This is a genomic window from Pseudomonas fluorescens (genome assembly GCF_902497785.1).
GTDB classification, from domain to species: domain Bacteria; phylum Pseudomonadota; class Gammaproteobacteria; order Pseudomonadales; family Pseudomonadaceae; genus Aquipseudomonas; species Aquipseudomonas fluorescens_BO.
Genome location: NZ_CABVHK010000011.1, coordinates 219,217 through 235,362, shown reverse-complemented (window position 1 = coordinate 235,362; position 16,146 = coordinate 219,217). Strand labels below are relative to the sequence as shown.

The 16,146-nt window shown below is 60.9% G+C and carries 11 protein-coding genes; 2 read left to right on the top strand and 9 right to left on the bottom strand.

Translation table 11 applies throughout. The annotated features are described in order from the left end of the window. Positions 1-10: 10 nt before the first annotated feature. From F8N62_RS18240 to F8N62_RS18230, 3 genes are read right to left on the bottom strand one after another with little or no spacing between them, the layout of a single operon-like run. Positions 11-5,956, bottom strand: a complete 5,946-nt coding sequence (locus F8N62_RS18240) for a CHAT domain-containing protein (protein WP_150711970.1) — start codon at positions 5,954-5,956, stop codon at positions 11-13. Positions 5,957-5,994: 38 nt separating this feature from the next. Beyond that, positions 5,995-6,792, bottom strand: a complete 798-nt coding sequence (locus tag F8N62_RS18235) for a caspase family protein (RefSeq protein ID WP_150711969.1) — start codon at positions 6,790-6,792, stop codon at positions 5,995-5,997. A gap of 24 nt (positions 6,793-6,816) precedes the next feature. Next, complete coding sequence (locus F8N62_RS18230; protein ID WP_150711968.1) at positions 6,817-8,409, bottom strand: glycoside hydrolase family 19 protein; 1,593 nt, start codon at positions 8,407-8,409, stop codon at positions 6,817-6,819. Between the two features lie 211 nt (positions 8,410-8,620). On the opposite strand from F8N62_RS18230, the gene F8N62_RS18225 reads away from it, so the two are divergent. Further along, positions 8,621-9,673 carry a hypothetical protein gene (locus F8N62_RS18225; protein WP_150711967.1) on the top strand — a complete coding sequence of 351 codons (1,053 nt, stop codon included), beginning with the start codon at positions 8,621-8,623 and terminating at the stop codon, positions 9,671-9,673. 209 nt (positions 9,674-9,882) lie between these two features. Here F8N62_RS18225 and arsJ read toward each other — a convergent pair whose 3' ends face one another. Genes arsJ through F8N62_RS18195 form a run of 6 tightly spaced genes read right to left on the bottom strand, consistent with a single transcriptional unit; the run spans position 9,883 to position 13,929 of the window. Next, the gene (arsJ, locus tag F8N62_RS18220; protein WP_150711966.1) at positions 9,883-11,103 is read right to left on the bottom strand and encodes an organoarsenical effux MFS transporter ArsJ; all 1,221 of its coding nucleotides are present in this window, start codon (positions 11,101-11,103) and stop codon (positions 9,883-9,885) included. Positions 11,104-11,112: 9 nt separating this feature from the next. Beyond that, positions 11,113-12,117 (bottom strand): ArsJ-associated glyceraldehyde-3-phosphate dehydrogenase, encoded by a 1,005-nt coding sequence (locus F8N62_RS18215; protein WP_150711965.1) that lies wholly within the window; start codon positions 12,115-12,117, stop codon positions 11,113-11,115. 23 nt (positions 12,118-12,140) lie between these two features. Continuing rightward, complete coding sequence (locus F8N62_RS18210) at positions 12,141-12,653, bottom strand: cyclin-dependent kinase inhibitor 3 family protein (RefSeq protein WP_150711964.1); 513 nt, start codon at positions 12,651-12,653, stop codon at positions 12,141-12,143. A gap of 12 nt (positions 12,654-12,665) precedes the next feature. Beyond that, positions 12,666-13,382, bottom strand: coding sequence for an arsenical resistance protein ArsH (gene arsH / locus F8N62_RS18205; RefSeq protein WP_150711963.1), 717 nt, complete (start codon positions 13,380-13,382; stop codon positions 12,666-12,668). Continuing rightward, entirely contained in the window at positions 13,375-13,530 is a 156-nt protein-coding gene (locus F8N62_RS18200) for a hypothetical protein (protein ID WP_224791384.1), read from the bottom strand. The genes arsH and F8N62_RS18200 overlap by 8 nt, the downstream gene beginning before the upstream one ends. A gap of 27 nt (positions 13,531-13,557) precedes the next feature. Further along, positions 13,558-13,929, bottom strand: a complete 372-nt coding sequence (locus F8N62_RS18195) for a metalloregulator ArsR/SmtB family transcription factor (RefSeq protein ID WP_150711962.1) — start codon at positions 13,927-13,929, stop codon at positions 13,558-13,560. Positions 13,930-14,225: 296 nt separating this feature from the next. Here F8N62_RS18195 and F8N62_RS18190 point away from each other — a divergent pair, with 296 nt between their 5' ends. Beyond that, positions 14,226-16,085 carry an ABC transporter ATP-binding protein gene (locus tag F8N62_RS18190; protein ID WP_150712000.1) on the top strand — a complete coding sequence of 620 codons (1,860 nt, stop codon included), beginning with the start codon at positions 14,226-14,228 and terminating at the stop codon, positions 16,083-16,085. Positions 16,086-16,146: the final 61 nt, after the last annotated feature.

Below are 16,146 nucleotides of genomic sequence, written 5' to 3'. Positions count from 1 at the left end.
GATCACAGGTTCACCGCGTTCCCTTCTGCAAGTCACCGGCCAGTATCCGCAGCGTCTTGGCCTGCTTGATGTTGCCCGTGGCCTTGCGCAGCTCGAGGAAGCTGGCCAGAAAATTAAGCTGGCGCACCACCGAATCGAACTGCCGCTCCGAGGGTCGCTGGCCCTGCAAGGCGTCCCAGTACAGGTCACAGAGCACTTTTGCCGGTTCTGCCGCGACCGCGCCGGGATGCTGCGGCAGGTTGCCGGTCAACAGCCAGTCGGCCACTGCCGCGTCGGCCGACATCACCGCATCGAAGAAGTCGTAGCCCTTTTGGAAACGCCCCCGCGCCGCCGTTTGGCAGCGCAACACTTCGCCGAGATCGGGATGCACGACGCCCAACAGTGCATCCAGCTGCAAGCGGTTGATACGTCCATAGGGATTCCATTCGGGCAAATTGGGATCGCCTTCGCCCATAGCGTAAGCATCCCGGGCCAGGATCAAGGAGGGTCGCACGACGTTCCAGGGACTGCGTGCCAGCGAAAGAATCACGGCCTTGCGTTTGTACGCGCTGCCAAGAATGGCCTGGCGTTCGGGATGACCTGTGCCGAGGGACTGGGTCTGGGTTGCGCTATCAGGATGCGGGCTGGCCAGCCTGATCAGCGCCGTGGCCCGGGCGATGGCGTCATTGATCAGCGATAGCGCGGTTTTTTCCTGCGCCATGGCTTCTGCGGCCTCACCCCGTTTGCGCATCTCGCGGGCCTTTTCGGCGAGGTCCTCGGCGCGCCGGGCTTCCAGATTGACCAGTTGTTCAACCGCCCGCAGCGGCACCACGGCCCGGGCGAAATCGGCGGCGATTGACTGTAACAAGGCCCCGCACGCCGCCTCGAAGCCAGATCCCCCGCATTCACCGTACAAAAGACCCAACGCGTACTGTATTTCGGGCATCTGCGCCCAGGGTGGCGGCAGGCTGCGCAGACGCTGGGTAATGCGCCGCGACAGGTTGTCGAAGTCTTTCCCCGCGCTACTGGCGCACGGCGCACGCGCGGCCAGGCGAATGCGTTCGATCCAGTCCAGCAATTCCTCAGGTGCGCGCAAGGGCACCTCGTTGATGATATCGGCGGGCATCACCTTGAGCTGGAAGGACGGGTCGCCATAGGCTTGGTACGCACCCCAGGTGTTGCAGTCGGGGTAACTGTCGAGCACGGTCAGACGCGCAGTGGAAATGGCCGCGCCAAAACTGTCGCCATGGATGGCCATGCGCGTGAAAAAGGTTTCGGCGAAGGTCTTGGCCGCATCGTCACGCACTTCCCAACCTGCCGCGACGACGCAACGCACGCCCATGTTGATCAACTCGCGGGCAAGGCTCGCGGCGAGCCGGTTGTCACTCTGGTCAAACGCCTCCATCTTGGCCAGGTGGCAGCAACTGAGAAACACCAGGTCCGGCACGATCTCCATGCGGTCGACCTCGGCCGCCGTGAGCAGCAGCCCATCGGAGAGCACCACGCCGCTGCGCAGGACGCCGTCTTTACCGGTTTTGGCAAAGATCCCATGGGCCGCCACCACCAACACTCGATAAGGCCGGGCAAACAGTTGGGTGAAGACTTCCCCGGCCCGGGCATCCGGCGGTACCGCGCAGGTGGTGTAACCGGCGCCGTCCAGCACCCGGGTGACCGCCTCGCCCTCCTTCGCCGCGCCCTCCAGATCCGGCAGCCAATCGTTCGGCGCAGGGCCGGGGAGTTTCAGTCTTTCACTCCACTGCGGCCCGCCGAACTGGGTGTAGTAGCCCTCGGTACTGGGGTTGGCAATGACACATGCGCTCATGCTGTCGGTGCGCAAGACTTCGCGGCGAAAGCGCCCGGTAATGAACTGGCGGATCATGCGCGTGCGGCGGATCAGCGGTTCACCGTTGGACTCCAGCATTTCCAACGGAAGATTGGCGCTGCTCTGATCGACCATCATGATCAGGTTGCGCGACTTGCGCACCGACGACTTGAACTCGATGGGCAGCAACAGCTGGAACAGGGTATTGCCGAAGAACGAGTCCTTGCGGTAAACCGTGGACGCCTGCCCCTTGAGCGAGCTGTCGACCAGTTTCTCGATCAGGCCCGGCTGGCGCTGCTCGACCAGGGCTTCGACCCGGGCCTTGTCCCCCATGTACGAGAAGCGAAAACTTTTGGCCGGCAACGGGTCGGTTCCGGCCGGATCACACACAGCCTTGCCGGCGTCTTCGCCAAGGTCGACGCTGGAAATCGACAGACGCGGCCAGTAATCGCTGAACGGGCTGACGCTCAAACGCTGGCGCACCCCTTCGCCGTATTGCAACTCATCGGCCAGGTCGAGTTTGGTGTCCAGTTGCATCAGCTCGGTGGCCAGGTCCTTGTCCAGTTCGCTGACGGCATAGGCGGCCGAGATCGCGGTGTCACGGAACACCTCGACCAGTTCCAGGCGCGAGATGAACGCCTGGGTGGCGCCACGTTCCGCCGCCCCGGCGGCGAAATCGCGATTGGCCAGCAACACACCGAGCACCACCGCCTTGACTGAGTCGCTGACACTTAACTGCGAGGTGGAATTGGTGCCGATCAACAGGCTGGCCAGGCGCAACGGCAGCGGCGCGCCCTGACCGGCGGGTGCCAGCTCCGCTGCTTTCTGGCCGTAGAAATCCGAGGCATGCAGCAGATAGCGCAATACGCCTGCGCGCACGGCCTGGGTCACGCCTTCGGTGGACAGCGTACCCATTTCACCCAGCCCCACCACCAAGGCACCACGGCCTGTCTGGCGCAGGTGTTCCTCGCTCGAACGCGGCATCAACACCACGGTGGCATTGCCCAACTCCCCGGAATGCAGGCCCAGACGATGGCGATGGCTGAGCGCACCGTTGACCAGGGTCTGATCGATAACCGCTTCGGCGCCGGAAATCGGATCGCCGCGATAGTGCCCGCACATCACCGGGACTTGCACAAAGCTGAGGTCCATGGCTTTGACCACGATCTGCAGCACGCTGCGCTTGCGGCTGCGCAACAGGCTGCTGCGGCTACCGAGAATACGGCTGAGCAGTTCCTGATCCGTGGGATACAGGGGTGGCCCGCCCCGGTAGCTGATCAAGGGGGCACGCTGTTCCTCTGCGCGGTTGACCGGCAGGCGCCCCAGGGTGTTGGGAACGCCCTTGCTCAACAGTGCCTGGATCTCGCTGAAGTACTTGCGGGTGCCGGTCAGGCCGCCATGGTCGACGGGCATGAACCAGTAGCGCTCCTCGGGCAGATTCGGCAAGCGCCCGGAGCGCCAGGTCACCGAACCATCACCACTGCCGGTGCCCCGGATCATCAGCCGCGCCGGCTTGCCGGCCTTATCGATAATCTCCAGGCCACAGGGCGTGTTGTCGGCCTTGCCGAACACGTAGGCGATGCGAGTCTGGTCCAGGTCGACCCAGCGGGTGTCGAGCATGTCCTTCCAGAACGCCTGCGCCTGATCCAGTGCAGCTTGATTGGGCAGCCCGCCGAGGTTTTTGCCGAACCAGAAGTCGTCGTTGAGCCCGGCCAGGGTTTTCCAATAGCCGGCCTTGTAAAACTCCACCTTGGCCAGGTGCCCTGTGTCTTTGAAATCAGGTGCCGGCAACAGGTGCAGAGCACCGGGAAAGCCGGCGACGACATCGAGTATTTGCTGCAAATTGTGGGCGAAGTCGACCCGCGCCAGCATGCGCACGGTATCGGATTGCCCGAGCAGGTTTTCGACGAAGGCATAGGAACCCTGGTTCGGTGTGCCGAGCATCAGCAGCCGGCCGCCGGGGCGCGCGACCAATTCCGGCCAGAGGGTCTTGTCGGCGGCAAAGGCCGCCCGCACCAGCAAGCCACCCATGCTGTGGGCCAGCAACCGGACTGGCTGATCGGGATGATTGGTTAGCGCGTTGCGGATGACTCCGGCCAGTTCCTTGCCCAGTGCCGCAATGGGTTGGCGCCAGTCATAGTCGTGGACCGTCACCCGATGGCTGTCTTGCAAATACTCCACCAACTTGCCATAGGTCAACTCGACAAGCCCGTCCTTGCGTACCGTGCGGCGGCTGTCGATGGCAATCCGCGGCAGACTCCCCGTGGACAGGCCCAGCGGGTCGAGCCAGACCCGGTTACCGTCGGCCGCCAGGTGGCTGCCGAGGATGCCCGGCAGGAAAATCAACACCGGCCGGGCGTTGGCCGCGGTTGTCGGCTCGCCACGGTCGGCTGCTCCCTGGTCCTCCTCGGCCTGGCCCGGCAGCGTCAGTTCTTCTCGCCAGGGCGCGCGCCCCTGAGGCGCGGGATCGAGTAGCCAGGTCCGCAGGGCGCTGGGCAGCGGCAGGTTCTGGTATTTGACGTCATCGCGAAAGTAGCGGAAATGGTTGACCTGGGCGCTGTGCACGAAAATCGCCCGGGACTGCTCGACACGGGTCAAGATGCCGCCGTACATGGATTCCGTGTCCACCACCAAATCATTGCGCGCCCGGTCGAAAAAAGCCCAATCGACGAACATCACCCCAACCCGCTGCAAGACGCCGTTGCCACTGGCCTCGATGTCACCGGCGATCACCGCCATCTGCACTGAAGGCGACACCCGCGCCTTGCCAAGCAGCATGCTCATCGGCGCTTCCGGCAGCATCGCCTCGATGCCGGGCACGGTTTGCGGCTCCAGGCGTTTGTCGGCAATTTCCAGGACGATACGGCTTAGAAATGTCAGGCCGCGGTCCGCCAGGTCCTTGGCCGCGGCCCCGACCAACGGCGTGGCGATCAGGCTGGTGGAGGCGCCAATGCTCCAGGCGCCAAACTTGCGCACCAAGCCCAGCAGGCAGGACAGAAATACATCCAGGTTGTCCGACAGCAAAGACGTACCCCGGGCCGGTGCCGCCACCCGCACATAGCGCCCCACTTGCAGGTTTTTCTGCTTGAGCAGATCGACCAGCAGGCGCAACTTGACCTGCTCCTGAGCGGCGAACTGTTCGCGCTCGGCGGCCAGCGCCGGCTTGGTGCGCTCGCGCTCCGCCTCGTCGGGCCTGGGCGTGCTGCGGTAGCGTTCGATCAGTTCACCCAGGCTTTTGTCGGTCGGGTCCAGGCACAACAAATCGCCGACCAGACCGCCACGGGAGTGGCTGACGATGTTGAGGCGGGTGCCGGGCGCCAGCGTGTTGACCAGGGCCAGCGCATTGTCGATCGGGCTTTCGGAAAAGGTCCGGTGCTCGAAACCGAAGATGCGCTGGCCAAAGGCATTTTGCAGGGCACGCCAGGCGCCCGTGCCGGGCAAGTCGCCAAAGCTGCCCAAGGTGTGCGAACCCGTACCGTGAATGAACACCAACAAAGGTCCGGCCTGAGCGGCCTCGATCAGGCGCGGGTCTTGCGCGGCGTGTCGGTCCGGGGCCTGGAGCAGCCCGCCATCCCAGCGATACAGCCCGGGCTCGCCGGCCAGGGTGCGTTCGATCACCGCCATTAAGGTCTTGGCGCTTCTACGCGCCGCCCAATCGATGGCCGGGGCGCCGAGCACATCGCTGATCTGGCTGCAGGCTTCGGCAGTGATTGCATCGTCGCTCAGCACCAGCTCGCTGATCTGCTGCCAGACCCAGCCCAGGGCGCCACGGCTGACATCTGCCTTGTCGCGCAAGCCGGCAAAGTCCACCGCCCCCGAGGCGTCCACCAGCTCCGGGCGGGTGCGGCGCAATTGCTCAATCAGGGTGTCGGTGCGGATAAAAATCGTGGTGCCGTCGGTGGCCTCCAGCGCCAGCAAGCCCTGATCGGCTGCCAGCACTTCGGCATGGGGGGCGTCGCCGCTGCGGCTCGTCGGCGCCAACTGCCAGGTGCGCTTGACCTGCACGTTGTCCAGCAGGCCGACGCCGGCGCCACCCGGCCCGCGACTGCCGGGCAAGGTCAAGGCCTGGGGCATGGCCCCGCCAGCCGTTGCCGCATGCAGCAGCGGCAGCTTCAAACCCGGCGTTGGCGGGGTTTTCTCATCAAACGTTTTCATACCCGCAGCCTCCACGGCAAAGGGATAGGCACTCGGCGTCAGCTCAGAATTGGCCAGTGACGCGCCGTGCGGCTGCCGAACAGCTGTGGATCTTGCGGCAATTGGTTTGTGGGCAGGTAAGTCGGACTGATCGCCTTGATCCAGTCTTGATAGGTCGCCGTGGCATCGAGACTGGCCAGGGTTTTCAAGGCGTAATAAGTGAAGGCGCCGTTGGGGCGGTTCTTGAAGCGCGTGTCCCAGCTCAACTGGCTGTCCGTGCAACCGGCCAGCAACAGGTCGCCACCGCTGCGCGCCAAACCGCCCAACAACTGCCTGGGCCGTTGCGCGACGTTGATAAATTGCTCTGGGGGCATCCAGACCTGAGGGGGTAAAAAGCGCGCCCGCGGCAGTTCCGGGTCCAGTTCGCTGCTGTCGCCACGGGTCACCGAGCCGGAATGGCAACTGTCGGAGATCAACAGGATACGTACGCCGCGCGCACGCTTGGCGAAGATCGCCTCGATCTCGTCATCGAGCAGGGCATTGCCCTCAGCGATGTCCCTGGGACACAAGGCCTCATCGCGCCCGTCAGGCTCGTCTGCGCCAAGGTCTGGCACCCAGGTACCGTGGCCGGAATAAGTGAACACCACCAGGCCACCCTCCCCGGCCTCGGCGATAGTTTGCGTCATGGCGCCGACCATGGCCAGTTTGGTGGCCGCGGCATCGAGCAAGGTGTTGACCACAAAGCCGCGATTGCCCAAGGCTTGCGCCCAGTCATGGGCATCGTTGACACAGCCCTTGAGGTCATTTTCGGTGCCCGGGTAGTCGTTGATGCCAATGCACAGCGCACGCTTGTCCATAAAGAGCTCCTGGTACGCACGGCGTCAGGGATGACGCCAGAAAGCAAAGGACTGGTACTGGTCGTTCAGCCACCAGGCCGAGCGGCTGACGGTGTACTTGCGATTTCTGCCGCTGGCCATCGACTGCACCGGCCGCGTCACCCGGCCGGCAGCGTCATGCCGGGCCTGGAACCCATCCTGCTGAGGGACCACCAGCGCGATTTCACCGGCCAGGTTCGGGTCTTTGCGCCGGGACACGATCAGGCAGACTTCGCCGGCGTCGGCGGCGGCCTGCAGGGTCGTCAGGTCTAGCTCGCGGTACCAGCCGAACCCGGGGCCATGGTCTTCCAGCCAATCGTGCAGGGCGTTGGCGTTGAGTTCGCGCACGCTCTGGCCATAAGCGACCGGCACGCTTTCACCTCCGGTGATGCGCAGCAAAGCGCGTTCGGTCCACCAGACCCGTGGCAGGTAGACGCCGGCGAGGTGGCAATAATCATAGGCGTAGATATCGCTACAGGTGCTGCCGGCGGCGGCTTTGTAACGACGGTGGGCGGCTGCGGCACAGTCCAGGTAATCGATGATTTTCAGCAGTTGCGCCGCCCGGGCCGAAGGCTTGCTCGCCGTGCGGTGCGGGCGCCGGCCTTCACCGAGTGGGTAGGCCCTGCCTGTTTCGCTTTTGCGGGTAATGGCCTTGAGGTTCTGCTGCAAGTGCACACCCGGGAATACCCGTTCTGGCACCGGCGCTTCTACCGGGTCGAACCCTCCACGGGAGATTGGCAGCGGCGCCAGATACTGTTCGGCCACAAACCCTTCGCGCACCGCGTGGCCGATCTGCACTCGGATCTGCACCCAACCCTCGGCGAGTTGGCTGACAACCTCGACCTTGCAACCCTGATGCAGCGTGGCCACCCAGGTTGCCGGTGTCACACGCGGGGCCGAACGCAGGTTCAATTGCAGAGGCGCTACCTGATGGGCCGGCTTGAAGTCCGTGCTGTCCAGCTCGGCCGCAGGGCTCTGGCCTTCGGGCTCATCGCGCAACGCGGCCTTGGCTTTTTCCAGCAGCAGGCGGCGCTCGTCGAAGCCCTTGAGCCCGCCATTGATGGCCTCGGTGATGCGCCGGATGTCGTCGGTATCGGCCAACCGATTGAGGTGGTGGCTGTCCCAGAAATACACCGCCGAATGCGAGGCAAAGTGCTGGGCAACGCGCTCGGGCGCGGCCACCACGTCTTCCTCAAGCCAGTTTGAAAACGCCTTGTAGTTTGATTTACCCGTGAGTTGCATCAGCCCCCGGCCGCGGTACAGGTAACCATCGCCGCTCGCCTCGTCGCCATTGCCCATTCGCGAGGCATAGACATGGTTGCCGATCATCATCGGCTTGCGCGCGTAGGTCTGGGCCAGGGACCGGGAAGGAAAATACTTGCCGAACACATTGAGCAAGCCGTCAACCGAGTAATTCATGTTCTCTTCGACATGCTTGAAGTGCCCGGACTCGTGGACCACCTGGGCGAGAAAATGGGCGATGCGTAACCGGGAAGCAATGCCGTACCTGGCCATCGCCGCAGTGAGCGGTTCGAGGTATTTGTCCACATCGGCGTGGCTGACGCCGAGTTTGCCGAGCACATCACCAGAGAGTTTCATGGCAGGCGTCTCACAGACAAACGTGCTCAGTGGATTTAAGTTCACGCAAGGCGTTATTTCAAGGCGCCAGATTGCCCGGCAGGCACGGATTACGCGGCGTTCAGCCGAGATGCCTGATTGTGTATGGCATTGCCGAGGCTTTTTTGAATTTCACTGAATCGGTTAGAGTTCTGTGACCACGCTTCACCACCCACGGAAGGTTTGACAACCCATGGCAAAAACACGCGCATTCACCTCCCCTCACGATGCCGGCCTCGACCACATGGTCACGGCCAGACAAGTCGCCCATCAGCGCACGACCCAGTTCAACGGGCAACCCACACCCGACCGTTACTTCAGCAACCATCGGCCCGGAAAGCGCGTTCCGGTCAAACATGTCATGAAGGGCGAGAGCTGCTACTTCTCCTACATCGGCGACGGTAGTGGCGGCCATGGCGAGGGGGAGTCGCTGAATCACCTCCTGTTCAAAGAGGCACTGCTCAGCGTCACAACGATGACCTTGAGCCTCGATTTCCCTGCCAGCGGCAAATCAAGGAACAGCCATCAAATACCGATCACCATCACCCATATCGAAGCTGAAAAGCTGGTGACTACAGTCAATGGCAATCGCTACGTGGACATCTATCTGGAATTCCAGGCAGCGCATTGGCTGACCACCAAATGGGAAGGCAAACTTTACCTGGAGATCCACAACACCCACGCAGTGGATGCCGCCAAGCAGACCGAACTCAGAGCGCTCGGTATTCCGCTTGTGGAGGTCGGTATTCCCAAGGTCTTCGAGTACAAGACCCCGGAAGAGGACACCACCGATGATCGCGAAGAGGCACACCGTCAACGCATCAAGCGGACACTTGAAGGACCGAATGGCTACCTGCAGGGCGTGGTGCTGAGCAACCCGAGTTCAAAAGCATTTCTGGAATCGGTGGCCAAGGAACAGTTGAAAAATATCGAAGCCATCCGCCAGGAAAATATCCAGCTGAAACAGCACGTGAGCACCGCCGACGATGCCCTGCGACAAGCACGGCAAAGCGCTGCAGAGACGGCAGCGAAACTGGTCGAAGCGACCCGGCAGCGTGATGCGTATGCCAGCGCCGCGAGCGATGCCGCCAATAAACTGAAGGCGATGACGAAAGCGCGCGACGAACTCCAGGCGGACCAGCGCTCCTTTATCATTGAGCGACGCTGGTTGATCGTTGGTATCTGCCTGATGACGGTGCTGTGTGCAGTCTCCGTGTGGATGCTCTGGACCCAGTTGCCGAATTAGGTGAAAGCTATGTAATTGCGAGATCCCGACACCCACACACAAATCGCGCACAAACATCTGGAGCGGGAAACGAGACTGAAATCCTCGCTCTTTCTCTTTCAAAACATTGATGCTTTTCGGTATCGATGCCGTCGATGTACGGGATGAGGTACGTCTTGACGGTCGCGGCTCGGCCTTGGCGACTGGTTGCAAGCCACTTCAGAGTGGCTTTATATCGCCTCGGCATGCCTGGGCAACCCAATAGAAATCAGTGCTGCGAGCAGCACGAATGCGCTCGATATCCATAAGCACGCACCCAGCCCATACACCTGATAAACCCAACCGGAGAGCACCGTGCCGATCAGTCGTCCCATAGCGTTCGACATGTAGTAAAAACCTACGTCCAGCGACACGCCGTCTTTCTTGGCGTAAGAGACAATCAGGTAGCTGTGCAGTGACGAATTCACCGCGAACAGCGCGCCAAAGACCATTAATCCGCCGAGCAGCACCCTCTGTTGCGACAAACCCGTGTTTAACCCGAGCGCGATTGCCGCAGGTAACCCTGCCAGTGCAAGTGCCCACAAAAATGCCGCGCGACCGTCCGGTACGTGTCCACGTTTCTTGCCGGTGATGTTAGGCGCGAAGGATTGCACGATGCCGTAGCCGATTACCCAGGCCGCGAGGAAGCCACCCACCTTCCAGAAGTCCCAGCCCAAGACACTGCTCAGGTACACCGGCAAGGCCACTACAAACCAGACATCGCGAGCACCAAACAGAAACATCCGCGCCGCTGAGAGGATATTGATCGCCCGGCTCTTGGAGAGGATGTCGCGAAATTTTGGCTTTGCTTTGGCCTTGCCCAGGTCCTTCTTCAACAGAATCAAGCTGCTGATCCAGATCAGCGCCAGGACACCCGCCATGGCCAGCAAGGCGCCTTTGAAGCCGATAAGTGCCAGCAACGCTCCGCCAAGAAAGAAGCCGACACCTTTGAGCGCGTTCTTCGAGCCGGTGAGAATGGCCACCCACTTGTAGAGCTTGCCCTGTTGCCCATCCGGAACCAGAAGCTTGATGGAGCTTTTGGCGCTCATCTTGTTCAGGTCTTTGGCAATCCCCGACAGCGCCTGAGCGCCCATCACCCACGGGATGGTTAGCCAGGCGACAGGAACCGTCAGCATCAGTAGCGCCGCGACCTGAAGGCCCAGCCCGATGTTCATGGTTCGGTTCAGACCCAGCCGGGCGCCGAGGTAGCCACCCACCAGGTTAGTGATCACACCAAAGAGTTCGTAGAACAGAAACAATGCCGCGATTTGCAGTGGGCTGTAGCCCAACGCGTGAAAGTGCAGCACCACCAACATGCGCAAGGCGCCGTCGGTGAGGGTGAAGGCCCAGTAGTTGCCCGTGACGAGCAGGTACTGCCGCACTTCCGGCGCGAGGGCTGACAACGCTTTCATGACCGCTCCTCAGACTGCCAGACCGACCATCTTGGCCAGTTCAACGGTGCGGTTGGCATAGCCCCATTCGTTGTCGTACCAGGCATAGAGTTTGACCTGGGTGCCGTTGACAACCATGGTCGACAGCGCATCGATGATCGATGACCGCGGGTCGGTACGGTAGTCGATGGACACCAGTGGACGCTCCTCGTAGCCGAGAATGTCTTTCAGCTCATTCTCGGAAGCGTCCTTGAGGAACTGATTCACCTCTTCGACAGTGGTGGCCCGCTCGACCTCGAAGACACAATCGGTCAGCGAAGCGTTGGCCAGCGGCACGCGTACGGCGTGACCATTCAGGCGCCCACGCAGCTCCGGGAAGATTTCGGCAATTGCTGTGGCCGAGCCGGTGCTGGTCGGAATCAAACTCATCCCGGATGCACGTGCACGCCGCAAATCCTTGTGTGGCTGATCGAGGATGCTCTGAGTGTTGGTCAAGTCGTGGATAGTGGTGATCGAGCCGTGGCGAATGCCCAGCTTTTCGTGGATCACTTTCACCACCGGCGCCAGGCAGTTGGTGGTGCACGAAGCAGCGGTGACGATGCGATGTTCCGCCGCATTGAACAGCTGATGATTGACGCCCATGACGACGTTCAGCGCGCCCTTTTCCTTCACCGGAGCGCAGACCACCACACGCTTGACGCCCTGATCCAGGTAGGCCTGCAAGACCGCCACGGTTTTCATCTTGCCGCTGGCTTCGATCACCAGATCGCAGCCCGACCAGTCGGTGTCGGCAATCGCTTTGTTCGCGGTCACCTTGATGCGCTTGCCGCCGATCACAACATGATTGCCTTCTGCAGTGGCTTCGTTGTGCCAACGACCATGCACAGAGTCGAAGTTGATCAGGTGCGCATGGGTTGCTGCATCGCCTGCCGGATCGTTGATCTGCACGAATTCGAACTCTGGCCAGCTCCAGGCAGCTCGCAGCGCGAGGCGACCGATCCGGCCAAAACCATTGATGCCAACTTTGATAGCCATGTTGTTGTGCTCTGTCTCTGTTGTCAGAGGGAGTTCGACTGAGGGTCGAACTGGCCGATGTATTCAATATGGGCAGGATGCTGAATGGCGCGTGGACGCAACGACTGAACATCGCGGATGGCATCGCTGAAGGGCACACCGCTTTCGATCAACAGTTGAGCGGCGACCAAACCGGTACGGCCCGAGCCGCCCTTGCAATGGATGGCGATGGTTTTCCCTTCGGTCAGCAATTGCTTTAGACGCGGATGGTGTTGAGCCCATGCGGCTTTGAAGGCTTCGCCAGGCGCTTGATCATCTTCTATGGGCAGGTGAAACCACTCGATGCCGAGCATTTGGCACTCTTCGGGCAGCAGGTCGATCTCGGTCTGAAGCAACTCCTCGGTCGGCATCAGCGTCAGCAACGCCGATGCACCTGCATCCTTAAGGGTTTGCAACGCCTCGAATGGTCGGGTGCCCTTTGTGCCTGGGCACGGGGTGAAGATCAATTGGCCATTGAACTGTGCCAGAGGCAGTACGGAATAAGGGTGTTGTTGCACGGTGAAAAGTCCTCAGATGGAGCGCTGATTGACACGTTTCATGAGTTCTTCCGCTGACTCTTTGCGCTCGGAATAACGATCAACCAGATAGTCCTGACGGTCGCGAAGCAGCAGCGTGAATTTCACCAGCTCTTCCATCACATCAACGACACGGTCGTAGAACGGAGAAGGTTTCATTCGGCCGTTGTCATCAAATTCCATGTAGGCCTTCGGTACGGAGGATTGGTTGGGGATGGTGAACATGCGCATCCACCGCCCCAGCACTCGCAGCTGATTGACCACGTTGAACGATTGCGAGCCTCCACACACCTGCATGACGGCGAGGGTTTTGCCCTGGGTCGGGCGTACCGCGCCCATCGCCAGTGGCACCCAGTCGATCTGCGCTTTGAACACTGCGCTCATGGAACCGTGACGTTCTGGAGAGCACCAGACTTGCCCCTCGGACCACAACATCAGGTCGCGCAGTTCCTTCACACGTGGGTGATCGTCGGGTGCGTCATCTGGCAGCGGCAAGCCTGACGGATTGAAAATCCGCGCCTCGGCGCCGAAGTGTTCCAGCAATCGAGCGGCTTCCTCTACCAGCAGGCGACTGAAGGAGCGCTCACGGGTCGATCCGTACAGCAGCAGAATGCGCAGTTTGTGGATGGAGGTCTTCTCGATGCCCAACTTGTCAGTCGATGGGAGTTCGACCCATTCAGTATCGAGTTGGGGGATGTGATCATCAAACATAGTCTTTGTCCTGCGCAACGGCGCTCTTGGGTTCATCGAACCAGCGGCGTTTCAGCCAGAGGGCAACGCCAACCAGGGAGATCTGCACCGGCACTTCACAAAGGACGCTGCGACAGCTATTGGCAGGGCAGAGGAACAGGATTTTCATCGAGCGATCTCGTAGTCGAAGGCGGAATCAGGCGATTTTGCTTTCACAGCACACGGCTGCCCGTTCAGGACGGTCACCCATTTCATCAAGGCGTTTGGCATCAGGGCTCAACCAGTGCTTGTTGCTTTCCAGCACGGTGGTCAGTATTTGATGAACCCAGTCAGGGAGATTGGGGTGCAGTCGGTAATACACCCATTGCCCTTGCCGACGGTCCGACAACAGGCCGCAAGTACGCAGTTGCGCCAGATGCCTGGAGATTTTTGGCTGACTCTCGTTCAACGCGCAGGTCAGCTCGCAAACACAAAGCTCTCCTTCACGGGTGATGAGCATCATCGTGCGGACCCGAGTGTCGTCGGCCAGGCATTTGAAAACAGTGGTCGGTGTCAGATGGTCAGCCATATCGTTTTCTCAGTGTTTGTTTTTGCCCCAGACGAACATCTTGATGCGCTCATGAATTTCGTGACCCTCTGCCCATATGCGGTTTGCCGAATATATGTTTTTCCGTATGCAAGGTAAAGAGCCAACGACCCACTAATCCTTCAAAACGATTGGACTTCGCCGAACACCTTCACTGAAAGCTCGCTCCCAACTTCCAGGGCAACATGCCGATAGAGCCATAGCCGCCACTCCACATAACCCTCAAAGGTCTCTTTAAATGGCAGAATCTCCTCAACTTGATCGTTTCGGTGACCACCATGCTTCGCGTATTTGAACAAAGACTCGACCCCTTCCCGCCCGACGAGGTACCACCGCCACCCGAAGGCCTGGCTCGGTTCCTTTGGGCGTGCACACGGGGCGCCCGCGGCTATATGCTCGTGTTTGCGCTGCTCAGTGCCGGTGTGTCGATCTATGAAGCCTGGCTGTTTTCTTTCCTCGGTCAGGTCGTGGATCTGCTGTCGACCTGGCAAGCCGGTGGTGATGCGGCTGCGCAGGAAAGTCGTGTGTTGTGGGGCATGGGCATCTTAATGCTGACCAGCATCGGGCTGGTGGCGTTGCGTACCATGGTGCAGCACCAGATATTGGCGATCAATCTGCCGTTGCGGCTGCGTTGGGACTTCCACCGCCTGATGCTGCGGCAAAGCCTTTCGTTCTTTTCCGATGAGTTCTCCGGCCGGGTCACCACCAAGGTGATGCAGACGGCGCTGGCCGTGCGCGACGTGCTGTTCACCCTTATCGAGATTGCACCCGGAATCGGGGTGTATTTCATCGCGATCATCGCACTGGCCGGCGGCTTCGCACTGAAACTGATGCTGCCTTTCGTTGCCTGGATCGCGCTGTTCGGCCTGGCCATGCTCTACTTCGTGCCCCGCTTGGGGAAAGTCGGACAGGAACAGGCCCATGCGCGCTCCTCGATGACCGGACGTATCTCAGACGCCTACACCAACATCACGACAGTGAAACTGTTCTCCCATTCCAATCGTGAAGCGCACTTCGCGCGCGCGGCCATGGAAGATTTCAAGCAGACCGGCTTTCGCCAGATGCGCCTGGTCAGTCAATTCGAAATCGTCAACCAGGCGTTGGTGGTGGCGTTGATCATGGCAGCAGGCGGATATGCACTTTGGCTGTGGCACCTGGGCGAAGTCGGCACAGGTGCCGTGGCGGCGATTACCGCCATGGCGTTGCGCATCAACGGCATGTCGCACTGGATCATGTGGCAAATGACCTCGCTGTTCGAGAGCATCGGCACCGTGCAGGATGGCATGGCGACACTTACCCGCGGCCCCAAGGTGCAGGATGCGCCGGACGCGGGCGTGCTGGTGACCTCTGGCGGGGCAGTAACCTTCGACAATGTGAGCTTCAACTATAGTGGCGAACGCCAGGTGCTCGATGGCCTGAGCCTGAACATTCGCCCGGGCGAAAAAATCGGCTTGGTAGGCCGCTCCGGCGCGGGCAAATCCACGCTCATCAATTTGTTGCTGCGCTTCTATGATGTCGACAGCGGGCAGATTCGCATTGACGGGCAAGACATTGCGCACGTGACGCAAGACAGCCTGCGCAGCGCCATCGGCATGGTCACCCAGGACACTTCCCTGCTGCATCGTTCCATTCGCGACAACATCGCCTACGGCCGACCCGATGCAAGCGACGCACAAATTCGCCGTGCCGCAGCCAATGCCCAGGCCGATGAGTTCATCAGCCAACTGAGCGACCGGCAAGGTCACACCGGCTACGACACCCTGGTGGGCGAGCGCGGCATTAAGCTGTCGGGCGGCCAGCGCCAGCGCGTCGCGATTGCCCGAGTGATGCTCAAAAACGCCCCGATCCTGTTACTTGACGAGGCTACCAGCGCGCTGGATTCAGAAGTCGAAGTGGCCATTCAGGAAAGCCTCGATGAGATGATGCAGGGCAAAACCGTAATCGCCATCGCCCATCGGCTGTCCACAATTGCGGCGATGGATCGCCTTATTGTCATGGATGATGGACACATCATCGAACAAGGCACCCACACCGAATTGCTCGCCAGGAACGGCATCTATGCGCGGCTGTGGCACCATCAGAGCGGCGGGTTCCTGGGGGAGGATCGGGGGGTGGCCGAGGCTATGGATCAGGTATGAGCGTGAACAGCCCGGGGATAATCTGCAATCGGCTGCTTTGGGTCGATGGCTGCCCGTCAGC